We start from the raw sequence: 12,795 nt of genomic DNA, 5'->3' as shown, positions 1-12,795 counted from the left end.
GTCGGAGCTAGCTGACGGTCCCTGCGCCGCTGGCGTCGCCAGCTACAACGGAAAGCCCGCGGCCATCGAAGCAGGTCCGCGTGCCCGTGTGGCAGGCCGCGCCCACCTGATCGACGCGGACCAGCAGGGCGTCGCCGTCGCAATCCAGCGCAACGGACTTCACCCATTGCACGTGGCCGGAGGTGTCGCCCTTGCGCCAGTACTCCTGGCGGGAGCGGGAGTAGAACGTCACCCTCCCTGTGGTCATGGTCCGGCGCAGCGCCTCGTCGTCCATCCAGCCCAGCATGAGCACTTCGTTGGTGTCGAACTGCTGCACGACGGCGGCCACGAGGCCGGCGCTGTCGCGCTTGAGGGCGTCCGCCACTTCAGCGGGAAGGGCGGGTACGGGTGCGGGGGCGGGCTGCTCAGACATCAGACCAAGTCTAGTGCCTCACCGCAGTGTGACGATCAGGGTCAAAATCGGCAGTGCTTCCACTGCGCAACTCGCGGCCTCTCGTGCTAGTTTCACAAGTGATGCATTTCGTCGACCCGTCCCGAGAAGTCCTGGCCGAAACCCTGCTGGCGGCCGGTCCTGACTCCCCCACGCTCTGCAAGGGCTGGCGCACACGCGACCTCGCCGCGCACCTCTACCTGCGCGAACGCAAGGCCGGCGTGGGGCTTGGCCTGATTATCAAGAGCCTTGCAAAAGCCTCTGACGAGGCCACCGCGAAGCTGGCCGCCAAACTCAAGACCGCCGAGGACTACACCCGACTGGTCAACGCCTTCCGTGCCGGTCCCCCGGCCCTGTCGCCGCTGAGGATCAGGGCCCTGGCCGAGAGCTCCAACCTGATCGAGTACTTCGTGCACACCGAGGACGTCCGGCGCGCCGTGGACCGGTGGGCTCCCCGGGCACTGGACGAGGAATACTCCGATGCCCTGTGGGATGAACTCGTCAAGCGGGCAGCCATCCTGTACCGCGGCGTGGACCTGGGCATCGTGCTGGTGCGTCCTTCCGGTCCGCGGCACGTGGCCAAACGTGCTCCCGTATCGGTGGCCATCGTGGGTGAACCGGGCGAACTGCTCATGCACGCCCACGGCCGTACCCGCCATGCGCTGGTGACGTTCGAAGGCCAGCCGGACGCCGTCGCGCTCCTGCAGTCAGCCGAAGTCGGACTTTAACTGCCTCTGCTGGTGGGAGCCTGTCGATGGTATCGACAAGCTCCACCACCGGCGATCCCCGAGGCCAACCACCGGAGTTTCCGCCTAGCGGACTTCGAAACCTGCCTCGCGGATCGCCGTCTTGACCTGCGAAATCATGTCCACCGGACCAAAGTGGAAGATCGACGCCGCCAGGACGGCGTCCGCGCCGGCCGCGACGGCGGGCGGGAAGTGATCGGGCCGGCCGGCCCCGCCGGACGCGATGATGGGCACCTTGACCGCGGCACGCACCAGGCGGATGAGTTCGATGTCGAAGCCGTCCTTGGTGCCGTCGGCATCGATGGAGTTGAGCAGGATTTCGCCCACACCGCGGTCCGCGGCTTCGCGTGCCCACTCGATGGCGTCGATCCCGGTCCCCTGCCGGCCGCCGTGCGTGGTGACTTCAAAGCCGGACGCGGTGGGCTCGGAACCGGGGCGGGTGCGCCGGGCATCCAGGGACAGCACCAGGACCTGGGACCCGAAGTGCCGGGTGATTTCGTCGATGACGTCCGGCCGGGCGACGGCGGCCGTGTTGATGGAGGCTTTGTCCGCCCCGTAACGCAGGAGCTTGTCCACCTCGGCCACGCCGCGGACGCCGCCGCCGACGGTGAGCGGAATGAAGACTTCCTCGGCGGTGCGGCGGACCACGTCGAAGGTGGTCTCGCGGTTGCCCGAGGAGGCGGTCACATCCAGGAACGTCAGTTCGTCGGCCCCGCCGTTGTCATAGCGGTGCGCAAGCTCCACGGGATCGCCGGCGTCCCGGAGGCCCTCGAAGTTGATGCCCTTGACCACGCGGCCGGCGTCAACGTCCAGGCACGGAATAACGCGCACTGCTACAGCCATGATTTCTCCTGGGGATTCGCTGGTGGGAGATGCGGTGTGGTCCCGTTGGACACGGACCGCGCTGGGACGGGCCGGCTCAGATCCGGCAGGCGTGGATGCTGCTGACCAGGATGGCCCGCGCACCGAGGTCGTAGAGCTCGTCCATGATCCTGTTGGTTTCCTTCTTGGGAACCATCGAGCGGACGGCAACCCACTCCGAGTCACGCAGCGGCGAGACGGTGGGCGATTCCAGGCCGGGCGTGAGCGCTGCGGCCTGCTCCACCAGTTCCTTGCGGATGTCGTAGTCCATCAGGACGTACTGCCGGGCAACGAGCACACCCTGCAGGCGGCGGATCAGGACTTCGATTTCCTTGGCCGTGCCGTTCGCGGAGCCTTCCTGGCCGGTGCGGCGGATCAGCACGGCCTCGGACTTCAGGATCGGTTCGCCGAAGATTTCCATTCCGGCGGCCTTGAGCGTGTTCCCGGTTTCGACGACGTCGGCAATCGCGTCCGCGACGCCGAGCCGCACGGATGACTCGACGGCACCGTCCAGGCGGACCACCTTGGCGTTGACGCCGCGTTCGGCGAGGTAGCCGCGCAGGAGGCCGTCATAGCTTGTGGCCAAGCGCTTGCCTTCGAGCTCCTCGACCTTGCTGAAGTCGCCCACCGGGCCGGCGAAGCGGAACGTTGAGGCGGCAAAGCCCAGCGGCAGCAGTTCCTCAGCCTCCACCTCGGCGTCCAGGAGCAGGTCGCGGCCGGTGATGCCGACGTCGAGCGTTCCCCGGCCGACGTAAACGGCGATGTCCCGCGGGCGGAGGAAGAAGAATTCAATGTCGTTGTCCGGGTCTACCATGACCAGCTCGCGGGTATCGCGGCGCTGGCGGTAGCCGGCTTCGGACAGCATGGCCGAAGCCGCTTCGGACAGGGATCCCTTGTTGGGGACGGCAACACGCAGCATGGGGGTCTTTCTGGGTTAGGAAGTCTTGGTTACAGGCAATCGGCCACGCTCAGCATGGCTACAGATGCTTGTAAACGTCTTCCAGGGTCAGGCCTTTGGCGAGCATCAGAACCTGCAGGTGGTACAGGAGCTGGGAGATTTCCTCGGCGGCGGCCTCATCGGATTCGTATTCGGCAGCCATCCACACTTCGGCGGCTTCCTCCACGACCTTCTTGCCGATGCCGTGGACTCCGGACTCCAATTCTGCGACGGTGCGGGAGCCTGCCGGACGGGTGGCTGCCTTCTCACTCAGTTCTGCGAACAGCGTCTCGAAATTCTTCACGCCCTCCAGCCTACTTGCTCCGGGCCTGACCCCGCCTGTCGGGCCGTTCCATGACGGCGCCGATGTGAGGTAATGCACAGGTCCGGAGCAGGCAGCGGATCAGCTGTACTGCTTGAGGGTCACCGCAGTGGCCAGCGCCGCGGTGACAGCCTCGTGGCCCTTGTCTTCCTTGGACCCGGGCAGGCCCGCGCGGTCCAGGCCCTGCTGTTCGGTGTCGCAGGTGAGCACGCCGAAGCCAACGGGGACGCCGGTGTTGACGCTGACGTCGGTCAGTCCCATCGTGGCCGCCTCGCAGACGTACTCGAAGTGCGGTGTTCCGCCGCGGATCACGACGCCCAGCGCCACCACTGCGTCGAAGTGCTTGGCGAGCCGGGCTGCGGCCACGGGGAGCTCGAAGCTGCCCGGCACCCGCAGGACGGTGGGCTCGCTGATTCCGGCGTCCTTGGCGGCGCGGAGCGCGCCGTCCAGCAGCCCGTCCATGATCTGGGTGTGCCAGCTCGCGGCCACAATGGCCAGCTTCAGCTGCGACGTCTCCGCCGGGTTAAGGGTCGTGAGGTCAATCTCCGGTGCGCCGTGTCCACTCATCTAAAGTCTCCTGGTTCGTTCTTTTTGGGTCAGTCTTGGTGCTGAAATCAGTCTTGGGTACTTGAGTCAGTCTTGTTCGTGCTGGAAAGGCGCCGGTCCGGCCGACGGTGACGCGGCCACCGGCTCAGCCTCCTGGCTGTCGAGGACGAGCCGGTGGTCCATCCGGTCCTTCTTGGTCTGCAGGTAACGGATGTTCTGTTCGCGCGAGGGCACCTCGGTGGGAACCATCTCGACGACGGTGACGCCGGCGTCCGCCAGCCGGTTCTGCTTGTCCGGGTTGTTGCTCAGCAGGCGCACTTCGTGCAGTCCAAGCTCGGCCAGGATCTGCGCGGCGGCGTTGTAGCAGCGCGCATCCACGGGCAGGCCCAGCTGCTCGTTGGCTTCAACGGTGTCGAAGCCGGCTTCCTGCAGGGCGTACGCCTTGATCTTGTTGGCCAGGCCGATGCCGCGGCCCTCCTGTCCGCGCAGGTACAGCAGCGTGCCGCCTTCCTCGCTGATCTTCTCAAGGGCGTAGGCCAGCTGCTCGCCGCAGTCGCAGCGGTACGAACCGAAAACATCGCCGGTGAGGCATTCCGAGTGCAGCCGCACCAGCGGCGCCTTGCCGTCCACGGGCGGAATCGGTGAACTGACGGCGAGGTGCTCGATTCCTGTCACCAGGTCGGTCCAGGCCTGGGCCACGAAGACCCCGAATTCGCTGGGCAGCTGGACCACGGGTCCGCCGCTGACCGGGTGCGGCCGGCGCCCCGCCGTAACGTCTTTTCGTGCCTCTGAAGCCGTCATCGCATCTCCTTGTTCCCTGCCGGCGCTGCCGTCCGTCCGCCTGGCTGTGCTGTCTCCAGGTATGCCACCAGATCCTCGATCGAGATCAGCGGGCACCCGTGCTCAGCAGCGAAGCCGCGAAGTCCGTCCAGGCGCATCATTTCTCCGTTGTCGTACACCACCTCGGCGATCACGCCCACCGGTTCCAGTCCGGCAAGCCTGCACAGGTCCACGGCCGCTTCGGTGTGGCCCGGACGTTCACGCACTCCACCGTTAACGGCCCGCAGCGGGAAAACATGCCCGGGACGGGTGATCGATTCCGGGCGGCTGCCGGGATCTGCCAGCACGCGGGCCGTGAGTGCACGGTCCGTCGCGGAAATTCCCGTGCTGACGCCAATGGCGGCATCGCAGGACACCGTGTAGGCAGTGCCCTTGGAGTCTTCATTGACCTCGACCATGGGCGGCAGGAGCAGGGCATCAGCCCGGGCTCCGTCGAGCGGTACGCAGATGACCCCGGAGCTGTAGCGGACGGTCCAGCCCATCAGCTCGGGAGTGGCGTGCTGGGCAGCGAAAATGATGTCGCCTTCATTTTCGCGGTCCTCGTTGTCCACCACCAGCACCGGAAGTCCGGCCGCCATGGCGCGGACGGCGTCCTCGATCGGGTCAAGGAGCGTGTTGCCTGACAGGACATCCGCAGTGGCACCGGGTCGGGGCGTGTTCTTGAGCTGGCTCACTTGGATTCCCCCGCTCCGGCAGCAGCAGTGGCGGTGTGAGCGCCGGTGGCTGCGCCTCCGGCGAAGGCGAGCAGCCGTTCCGTGTACTTGGCCAGGACATCGACTTCGAGGTTTACCTTGCTGCCGGGCTTCTTCGCGCCCAGGCCCGTATCGGCCAGGGTAGTGGGAATGAGGCCCACTTCGAACCACGGGGCAGGTTCCGGCGCCTCGCTGACGGCAGTGACCGTGAGGGAGACGCCGTCGACGGCGATGGAGCCCTTTTCGGCGATGTAGCGGGCAAGGCGCACGGGTACGCCGAACCTCAGGCGGTCCCAGTTGCCCAGTGCTTCGCGCTCGAGGAGCTCGCCGACCCCGTCCACGTGGCCCTGGACAACGTGTCCGTCCAGGCGCCCGCCAGCAGGAACGCAGCGTTCCAGGTTGACGGTGTCGCCCGTGTTCAGCTCGCCGATGGTGCTGCGGACCAGGGTCTCACCCATGACGTCGACGCTGAAGTCCTTGCCGTCGATGTCCGTGGCGGTCAGGCATACTCCGTTGACGGCCACCGAGCCGCCCAGGGTCAGTCCTTCGGTGCTGGTTGGCGCATGGAGGCGCACCGTGGCACTGACGGCGCCGTTGCGTTCTACGGACAGGACCCTGCCCTGTTCGGCAATTATTCCGGTAAACATCAGTTGCCTCCTGTGGCGGTGCCCGCGCCGGTGCGGTGCGGTAAGGATTCGGGTGAGCTGGTGAGGGATGAAATGAGTTCTGAGGCGGCTGCCGGTTCGGCGTGCGCGGGTTCGGCCTGCACGGGTTCGGTGTGCGCGGGTTCGGCGTGGCCCGGAAAGAGGTGGAGCCGCAGGTCCCGGCCGAGGGTCTGCACCGCTCCCCCGGATGCCTGGTCCCAATCCCAGGCCTGGGCCTCCGCGAGGGTGGTGATGCCGAGGTCGCCGAGGGCTGCCGTGCCGGACCCGAGAAGGGTGGGCGCGAGGTAGACGATCAATTCATCCACGAGTCCGGCGGCGAGGAAGGCGCTCAGGATGCTGGACCCGCCTTCCACCATGACGTGGCGCACGCCGGCCGCGAACAGCCGTTCCAGGGCCTCGTGCGGATCCCGGGTGGGCAGGTGCAGCACCCGGCCGTCGTCCCCGTGGATGGCGGCGTCGTCGGGAATTCCCCGGAGGCCCATGACGGCGCGCAGCGGCTGGCTGCCTGCCGCATGGCCCGACGAATCCCGGGCGGTGAGCCGCGGGTTGTCCACCAGGAGCGTCTGCGTGCCCACCAGGATGGCATCAACCCGGCTGCGGAGTCCGTGGTTGTCGGCGAGGGATTCCGGGCTGGAGATCCACTGGCTGGTGCCATCAGCTGCAGCGATGCGGCTGTCCAGGGTCTGGGCAATGTGCAGGGTGACAAAGGGGCGCTGGCCGAACACGGCCTCAAACCAACGGCGGTTCAGCTCGTAAGCGGCGCGCGCGGACAGGCCGGAACGAACGCTGACACCCGCGGCCCGCAGCGTTGCGGCTCCGCCGGCGGCAGGGTCGTGGGGGTCGTCCACCGCGTACACCACCGAAGCGATGCCGGCATCGATGATTGCCTGGGCACATGGCCCGGTCCGTCCGCAGTGGTTGCAGGGCTCCAGGGTGACCACCATGGTGGATCCGGCCAGGTCGATGCCCTTCATGCCGGCCTGGGCAATGGCATCGGCCTCTGCGTGCGCCGTGCCGGCGCCGCGGTGGTAACCGGTCACCAGTTGCCGGCCATCGGATCCGATGACGACGGCGCCCACGAGAGGGTTTGCCCCGCGGGGACCGTGGAGCGCGGCGGCGAGGGCAGCCTCCATGGCGTCGATCTCGGCAGCACTGAACTGGTCCGTAGTCTGCGGCGTCAAAGCGTTCGTCGTTCCTTCCCTCGAAACCGAGTAGGCTCCGGGGGTATACGACAGCGCAATACCACACCGCCGAAAGGGCAGTGCAGTAACAGCTGTACGTGCTTCTCTCATCCAGACTTTAACTGTCGGTACCGGAATTTCACCGGTTCAACCGTCCGCCGGAACAGTTCCCCAAAAGGATCTGTGCCGGCTCGCGGGTCGCGGACTGTCACCGCCGGTTCGGACTTACACCGACCCCGGAGCACGTAGTGTGTGTTGTTATTCTGTCACAACTGAGTGACTGGTCCGTCTATTCCCGTCAGACTCCGTCATGATTGCGAAACAGGGCCGGACCCGGCCGAGACCGGGCGGGAGCCGGCCGCCCGGAGGCGGTCAATCGCCGTCGCAGGGTCCTCCGCGCCGTACACCGCGGAGCCTGCAACAAACACATTGGCGCCGGCTTCGGCCGCCCGGACAATGGTCTCCTCGGTGATGCCTCCATCCACCTGCAGCGCCACCCCGGTGCCGGAGCCGTCGATCGCTGCCCGGGCCCGCCTGATCTTGGGGAGCGTCAGGTCCAGGAAGGACTGGCCGCCGAAACCGGGTTCCACAGTCATGATCAGCAGCAGATCCAGTTCCGACAACATGTCCAGGTAGGGCTCCACCGGCGTGCCGGGGCGCAGGGCCATACCTGCCTTGGCACCTCGAGCGCGAAGCTCCCGGGCCAGTTTGATGGGCGCGATCGAGGCTTCAACGTGGAACGTCACTGACGCGAGTCCCGCGTCCGCATAAGCGGGCGCCCAGCGGTCGGCGTCGGCGATCATCAGGTGCGCATCCAACGGCACCGGGCTCACGGCCTGGATGCGCTGCACCACGGGCAGGCCAAGGGTCAGGTTCGGCACAAAATGGTTGTCCATGACGTCAACGTGGACGGCGTCTGCATTGCTGATTCTGCGCAGCTCTGCCTCCAGGTTGACGAAGTCGGCGGAGAGAATGCTGGGGTTGATGCAGCACTGAGCCATGTCGGCTCCTTTCACTGAAGGCTGAGGGATCAGGGTTTCTTGTGGATGAGTGCCAGGAACATTGCGTCCGTCCGGTGTACATGCGGCCACAGCTGGGCGGTCAGTTCATGGCCGGCCTCCAGGTGCCCGGGCAGGCTCACCTTGTCCAGGGCAGCGCCGGCATCGAGCAGTTCCAGGTCGTCGCGCTTGCGCAGCGCATCGGTCACGACGGCGGTGGTCTCGGCAGGGTGCGGCGAGCAGGTCACGTACGCGACCACGCCGCCGGGCCGGACAGCGTCGAGTGCCGACTTCAGCAGTTCCCGCTGCAGCGGGCCAAGATCCGCGAGGTCCTTGGGGGTGCGCCGCCACCTTGATTCGGGCCTGCGCCGGAGGGCGCCCAGTCCACTGCAGGGAACATCGACGAGGACGCGGTCGAATGTTTCCGCCATCTCAGTACCTACGTCGCGGCCATCGCCGGTCCGGACATGCCACACCTCGTGCGGGACCGCGGCCAGGGCCTGCCTCACCAGCTTGGCGCGGTGCGGGGCGGGTTCGTTGGCCAGCAGGGTGGCACCCTGCTGCCGGGCGAGGGCACCCAGCAGCGCCGCCTTGCCGCCCGGTCCGGCGCAGAGATCCAGCCACTTTTCGCCGCTTTGGCCGGCGGACTGCGCCTCCGGCTTCCCCGGATCCGCAGGTGTCAGGTCGACGGCGGCCATGGCGCGGGCAACCAGCTGCGAGCCTACGTCCTGGACCCTGGTGCTGCCTTCCCTTACCGATGCGAGCCGGCCGAGGTCGCCGCCGCTGGAGAGGGCCGAGCCTTCCACCAGCTCGCCGGCAGTGGCTCCGCCTTCCAGGGCTTCGTCGAGGCTTCCCAGCCCGGGCAGAGCAACGAGGTTGACCACCGGGGCGGCGTTGTCCGCCTCAAGGAGTTCGTTGATCTCGGTGACCGGGCGCCCGTGCGCCACCAGGGACTGCCGCAGGGCGCGGACAATCCACTCGGGGTGGGCGTAACGGACGGACGCCACCCGGGTTTCGTCCTGCTCGTCGCTGAGCAGCAGCTCGAGCCACTCGTCCAGGGTGTGGGCGGAGACCTTGCGCAGGACGGCGTTGATCAGGGCCGACGGGCCGGCTCCGATGACCGCCCGGGCGAGTCCCACGGTCTGGTCCAGGGCAGCGTGGGCGGGTACGCGCATGGCCAGCAGCTGGTGGGCGCCGATCCGAAGGGCGTCCAGGATGGCCGGATCCAGCTGGTCCAGCGGCCGGTCGACGCAGCGGGCCAGTACGGCGTCATAGGTTCCCTGGCCGCGCAGCGCCCCGTAGCTCAGCTCGGTGGCGAACCCGGCGTCCCGCTTGTCCAGGCCATGGTGGCGGATTCGCGCCGGCAGGACCAGGTTTGCGTAGGCGTCTTCCGACGCGACCGCACGCAGCACTTCAAACGCCACCAGCCGGGCCGGGTCGGCACGCCGTGTGCGCTGCGAAGGGGCATTCTCGGTGAAGTTCCGCTTGGGTCCGCGGTTGCGCTCCCGACCCTGGGCGTCCCGCTGGCTTCCGCTGCGGCTGCCGCCGGATCCGCCGGACGGCCCGCCGCCGCTTGTTCTCCCCTGACGGGGGGCCCTGCCGCGGCCGCTGCCGCCCGTTCCGGACTCACTCATTCGAATACCACGCCTTCCAGTGCTGCCTGTCCGCGCGCCCAGTCGGCGGCGGCCATCATCTTTTTGCCCGAAGGCTGGATCCGCGTCAGCTCAACGGGATGGGAACCTGTCCCCACCAAAACGCTTTTGCCGTCGGGAAGCACCTGCCCCGGCTTCTGCGGCGGCGCCTCGGTCCTGAGTACAACCGGGTCGAGTTTGACCCGCTGCCCCTCCAGCGTGGTCCACGCGCCGGGTTCGGGCGTGACGCCGCGCGCCCGGCGCCCGATGGCAAGGGCGGGCTGGTGCCAGTCGATCCGGCCGTCGTCGATGCCCAGTTTGGGCGCCAAGGACACATCCCCCGACTGCGGAACCGCGACGGCCCGTCCTGCCTCGATGGCCGAAAGCGTCTGGGCGAGCAACACGGCGCCACTGTGGGAGAGCCGTTCCAGGAGTGCCCCGGAGGTGTCGTCAGGACGGACGGCCTCGGTCAGGGTGCCGAAGACGGGGCCAGTGTCCAGCCCCTCCTCAAGCAGGAACGTAACGGCGCCGGTGATGTCGTCGCCGGCAATGACCGCGCGCTGCACGGGCGCGGCGCCGCGCCAGGCGGGGAGGAGGGAGAAGTGCAGGTTGATCCAGCCGTGCCGCGGAACGTCCAGCGCGGCGCGCGGAATGAGGCCGCCATAGGCGACGATGGCGGCGGCATCCGGTGCCGCGGCGGCGATCCTTGCCGTCACGTCCGCGTCCACCTTCGCGGCATGGATCACTTCGATGCCGAGTTCGGCGGCGCGGGCGGCAACGGGCGACGGCGTGAGCACGCGCTTGCGTCCGATCGGCGCGTCCGGCCGGGTCAGGACGGCGACGACGTCAAAGCCGGCCTGCACCAAAGCGTCCAGGGACGGGACCGCGACAGCCGGCGTACCGGCGAAGAGGACCCTCACTCGGCGGCGCCGAAACTGCCGCCGCTGAAGCTTCCGCCACCAAAACTGGAGCCAACAGTCTTGGCCCGCTTCGACGTCGTCCGCTCGGTGATGGCGTCGTAGTTGGCGTTGCGGATGGAACGCAGGGCGGCCTTGCGGTCTTCACCCTCGAGCCTGTCCGTGAACAGGATGCCGTCCAAGTGGTCCGTTTCATGCTGGAAGCAGCGGGCCAGCATGCCCTCGCCGTCCACCGTGACGGGGTTTCCGTGCAGGTCGACGCCGGTGACCCGGGTGGCACGTCGCCTCCGGACCGGGAAGCCGAGGCCAGGGATGGACAGGCAGCCTTCCACTTCGTCGGGCTGGAAGTCGTCGCTGTTTTCCAGCACCGGGTTGATGATGTGGCCTTCCACTCCGCCGATGCGGTAGGTGAACACGCGCTTGCTGACGCCGACCTGGGGCGCGGCCAGTCCTGCACCGTCCACGTCCTCCATGGTTTCGGTCATGTCGGCGACTAGTTTTGCGAGTTCCGGCCCGAATTCCGTCACGGGATCGGCAACTGTGCGCAGCACAGGGTCGCCGATGATGCGGATACTCAAAATGGCCATGTGCAATCTGTCCTTCGGTGGTGCTGGGTAAGCGGGTACGGGATCCAGTCCAGTTTAGTTGGCCGGCTACCTGCCGGGCACAGCCTGCAGTGTCGGCGGTGCCACGGGCAGCGGCGGCGGCGCCAGCGGGAGCAGGGCTGTTCCGGCGCTGACGGTGTCGGCCGACATCTCCCAGACGCGCCGCAGGGCGCAGAACTTCCACCAGTGGTGCTTGAGCACCTCCGGGTTGGCACGCATTGGCCGGACCTCCGTCTCCCCGATGGCGACCGCCAGCAGGATCGGGGACTCGCCGTGCCGCCAGGGCTCCCACTCCCCTGCGACAGGATCAACCAGGCTTTCCTCGGCCTTCATTCCCGCCACCAGCTGCATCACCACTTTGTCGTCCAGCGGCTTGACCGTGCCGTCCCGGGTGGTGCCCTTGGTCTTGTAATCGATAATGCAGGTCCTGCCGTTGATCCTGGCGACCAGGTCCAGCGTGCCTGCGTACCCGACTGTCTTATTCCAGACGGTGACTTCGGGCGCGACCGGCTCCACAGCAAACAGTTCCCACCACTCGTCGAATCGCGCCGCAAAGGCTTCCTCGCCGTTTGCTGCCAGCGCCTCCCGCATTTCCTTCATCTGATGTGGCCGGCCCAGGGCCCTGAGTGCAACCTGTTCGCAGTAGTTGTGCACGCGGTCGCCTCGCCGGGCAGCGTCGTCGCGGTAGGTTTCCGCTGCTTTGGCAGCCCGGCTGACCGCCTGGCGGACCTTTGCGGGGCTTCCCAGGATCCCGGGGAGCAGCGGATCGCTGGCCAGGCTGTTTGCCCCCATGTACCCGAACCAGCCGTCGAGGCCGTGCGGCTGCTGGCCGATCACGGTGGTGATGGACGGGACGGAAAACGATTCGGAGGTGGAGCGTGCATACATCCGCCCGTATTCCGTGGCGTGGGCAAGGAGTGGATCAGTCATGCAAACACTCTTTCATGAAGGGCTGACAGGATTGCCGGGCGGCAAGGGACGCGGCCGGAAAGCGAAATGGCCCGTCCCGCTGATTCAGCGGAACGGGCCATTCATTGGTGGGCGATACTGGGTTCGAACCAGTGACCTCTTCGGTGTGAACGAAGCGCGCTACCACTGCGCCAATCGCCCCAATGCCATTGAATGCTAGCCCACCCCGGCGGCTTTTGGAAATCGAGCCCTTCGACGCCGAAACGAACCATCGAATTACACGGCTGTCATTAGCTTTATCCCCTAGATTTCAAGGAAGTAAGGGCCTAGGGCGCCGATGACGAGGGGCCGATTTGTAAGTTCCCCGAACCTCCTATAGAGTTCTTACTCGTTGGAACGCGAGGAAATGCCGAATGCGGCACGGAAATGCTGACAATAATGCGGACGTAGCTCAGCTGGTAGAGCACCACCTTGCCAAGGTGGATGTCGCGAGTTCGAATCTCGTCGTCCGCTCG

At 67.1% G+C, this 12,795-nt stretch carries 15 protein-coding genes, 2 tRNA genes and 1 riboswitch; of the genes, 2 read left to right on the top strand and 15 right to left on the bottom strand.

Going from position 1 to position 12,795, the window contains the following annotated elements; genetic code table 11:
• Positions 1-7 precede the first annotated feature (7 nt).
• Positions 8-412: a phosphoribosyl-AMP cyclohydrolase gene (gene hisI / locus AC07YR_RS04500; RefSeq protein WP_436057344.1), complete on the bottom strand. Its 405-nt coding sequence runs from the start codon at positions 410-412 to the stop codon at positions 8-10.
• Positions 413-513: 101 nt separating this feature from the next.
• Here hisI and AC07YR_RS04495 point away from each other — a divergent pair, with 101 nt between their 5' ends.
• Complete coding sequence (locus AC07YR_RS04495; RefSeq protein WP_436057343.1) at positions 514-1,158, top strand: TIGR03085 family metal-binding protein; 645 nt, start codon at positions 514-516, stop codon at positions 1,156-1,158.
• 84 nt (positions 1,159-1,242) lie between these two features.
• On the opposite strand, the gene hisF is transcribed toward AC07YR_RS04495, so the two are convergent.
• The 14 genes from hisF to AC07YR_RS04425 form a co-directional block, all read right to left on the bottom strand.
• On the bottom strand, positions 1,243-2,019 hold the full coding sequence (gene hisF, locus AC07YR_RS04490) for an imidazole glycerol phosphate synthase subunit HisF (protein WP_055802288.1): 777 nt from the start codon (positions 2,017-2,019) through the stop codon (positions 1,243-1,245).
• 76 nt (positions 2,020-2,095) lie between these two features.
• Positions 2,096-2,956, bottom strand: coding sequence for an ATP phosphoribosyltransferase (hisG, locus tag AC07YR_RS04485; RefSeq protein ID WP_028270785.1), 861 nt, complete (start codon positions 2,954-2,956; stop codon positions 2,096-2,098).
• A 58-nt stretch (positions 2,957-3,014) separates the two neighbouring features.
• Positions 3,015-3,278: a phosphoribosyl-ATP diphosphatase gene (locus AC07YR_RS04480; protein ID WP_028270786.1), complete on the bottom strand. Its 264-nt coding sequence runs from the start codon at positions 3,276-3,278 to the stop codon at positions 3,015-3,017.
• 99 nt (positions 3,279-3,377) lie between these two features.
• On the bottom strand, positions 3,378-3,863 hold the full coding sequence (gene ribH / locus AC07YR_RS04475) for a 6,7-dimethyl-8-ribityllumazine synthase (RefSeq protein WP_011691538.1): 486 nt from the start codon (positions 3,861-3,863) through the stop codon (positions 3,378-3,380).
• Positions 3,864-3,929: 66 nt separating this feature from the next.
• Entirely contained in the window at positions 3,930-4,643 is a 714-nt protein-coding gene (gene ribA, locus AC07YR_RS04470) for a GTP cyclohydrolase II (protein WP_436057342.1), read from the bottom strand.
• On the bottom strand, positions 4,640-5,308 hold the full coding sequence (ribB, locus tag AC07YR_RS04465; RefSeq protein WP_436059299.1) for a 3,4-dihydroxy-2-butanone-4-phosphate synthase: 669 nt from the start codon (positions 5,306-5,308) through the stop codon (positions 4,640-4,642). The genes ribA and ribB overlap by 4 nt, the downstream gene beginning before the upstream one ends.
• 44 nt (positions 5,309-5,352) lie before the next feature.
• Positions 5,353-6,021, bottom strand: a complete 669-nt coding sequence (locus tag AC07YR_RS04460; RefSeq protein WP_436057341.1) for a riboflavin synthase — start codon at positions 6,019-6,021, stop codon at positions 5,353-5,355.
• Positions 6,021-7,172: a bifunctional diaminohydroxyphosphoribosylaminopyrimidine deaminase/5-amino-6-(5-phosphoribosylamino)uracil reductase RibD gene (ribD, locus tag AC07YR_RS04455; protein ID WP_494733384.1), complete on the bottom strand. Its 1,152-nt coding sequence runs from the start codon at positions 7,170-7,172 to the stop codon at positions 6,021-6,023. Before ribD ends, AC07YR_RS04460 begins: the two co-directional genes overlap by 1 nt.
• A gap of 143 nt (positions 7,173-7,315) precedes the next feature.
• A riboswitch (FMN riboswitch) is annotated at positions 7,316-7,468 on the bottom strand.
• 60 nt (positions 7,469-7,528) lie between these two features.
• Positions 7,529-8,221: a ribulose-phosphate 3-epimerase gene (rpe, locus tag AC07YR_RS04450; RefSeq protein WP_055802280.1), complete on the bottom strand. Its 693-nt coding sequence runs from the start codon at positions 8,219-8,221 to the stop codon at positions 7,529-7,531.
• Positions 8,222-8,250: 29 nt separating this feature from the next.
• On the bottom strand, positions 8,251-9,852 hold the full coding sequence (locus AC07YR_RS04445; RefSeq protein WP_436057340.1) for an RsmB/NOP family class I SAM-dependent RNA methyltransferase: 1,602 nt from the start codon (positions 9,850-9,852) through the stop codon (positions 8,251-8,253).
• Complete coding sequence (gene fmt, locus AC07YR_RS04440) at positions 9,849-10,769, bottom strand: methionyl-tRNA formyltransferase (protein ID WP_436057339.1); 921 nt, start codon at positions 10,767-10,769, stop codon at positions 9,849-9,851. The genes AC07YR_RS04445 and fmt overlap by 4 nt, the downstream gene beginning before the upstream one ends.
• Positions 10,766-11,353 carry a peptide deformylase gene (gene def, locus AC07YR_RS04435; RefSeq protein ID WP_055802274.1) on the bottom strand — a complete coding sequence of 196 codons (588 nt, stop codon included), beginning with the start codon at positions 11,351-11,353 and terminating at the stop codon, positions 10,766-10,768. The genes fmt and def overlap by 4 nt, the downstream gene beginning before the upstream one ends.
• A gap of 66 nt (positions 11,354-11,419) precedes the next feature.
• On the bottom strand, positions 11,420-12,301 hold the full coding sequence (locus tag AC07YR_RS04430) for a cytochrome (protein WP_436057338.1): 882 nt from the start codon (positions 12,299-12,301) through the stop codon (positions 11,420-11,422).
• Between the two features lie 105 nt (positions 12,302-12,406).
• A tRNA-Val gene (locus tag AC07YR_RS04425) sits at positions 12,407-12,481 on the bottom strand.
• A 239-nt stretch (positions 12,482-12,720) separates the two neighbouring features.
• Between AC07YR_RS04425 and AC07YR_RS04420 the strand changes: the two genes are divergently transcribed.
• Positions 12,721-12,793, top strand: a tRNA-Gly gene (locus AC07YR_RS04420).
• The last annotated feature ends 2 nt before the right edge of the window (positions 12,794-12,795 follow it).

The organism is Arthrobacter sp. GW460-12-1-14-TSB2 (assembly GCF_059423525.1).
The sequence above is the reverse complement of the archived record's forward strand: the minus strand, read 5'-3'. Positions and strand labels throughout refer to the sequence as shown.

Excerpts from the sequence above, each read along its gene's own strand:
- AC07YR_RS04430 (WP_436057338.1), bottom strand. The coding sequence starts at position 12,301 with ATGACTGATCCACTCCTTGCCCACGCCACGGAATACGGGCGGATGTAT.
- AC07YR_RS04460 (WP_436057341.1), bottom strand. The coding sequence starts at position 6,021 with ATGTTTACCGGAATAATTGCCGAACAGGGCAGGGTCCTGTCCGTAGAA.
- hisI (WP_436057344.1), bottom strand. The coding sequence starts at position 412 with ATGTCTGAGCAGCCCGCCCCCGCACCCGTACCCGCCCTTCCCGCTGAA.
- AC07YR_RS04445 (WP_436057340.1), bottom strand. The coding sequence starts at position 9,852 with ATGAGTGAGTCCGGAACGGGCGGCAGCGGCCGCGGCAGGGCCCCCCGT.
- ribD (WP_494733384.1), bottom strand. The coding sequence starts at position 7,172 with ATGGAGGCTGCCCTCGCCGCCGCGCTCCACGGTCCCCGCGGGGCAAAC.
- hisG (WP_028270785.1), bottom strand. The coding sequence starts at position 2,956 with ATGCTGCGTGTTGCCGTCCCCAACAAGGGATCCCTGTCCGAAGCGGCT.
- ribH (WP_011691538.1), bottom strand. The coding sequence starts at position 3,863 with ATGAGTGGACACGGCGCACCGGAGATTGACCTCACGACCCTTAACCCG.
- ribA (WP_436057342.1), bottom strand. The coding sequence starts at position 4,643 with ATGACGGCTTCAGAGGCACGAAAAGACGTTACGGCGGGGCGCCGGCCG.
- AC07YR_RS04495 (WP_436057343.1), top strand. The coding sequence starts at position 514 with ATGCATTTCGTCGACCCGTCCCGAGAAGTCCTGGCCGAAACCCTGCTG.
- rpe (WP_055802280.1), bottom strand. The coding sequence starts at position 8,221 with ATGGCTCAGTGCTGCATCAACCCCAGCATTCTCTCCGCCGACTTCGTC.
- hisF (WP_055802288.1), bottom strand. The coding sequence starts at position 2,019 with ATGGCTGTAGCAGTGCGCGTTATTCCGTGCCTGGACGTTGACGCCGGC.
- def (WP_055802274.1), bottom strand. The coding sequence starts at position 11,353 with ATGGCCATTTTGAGTATCCGCATCATCGGCGACCCTGTGCTGCGCACA.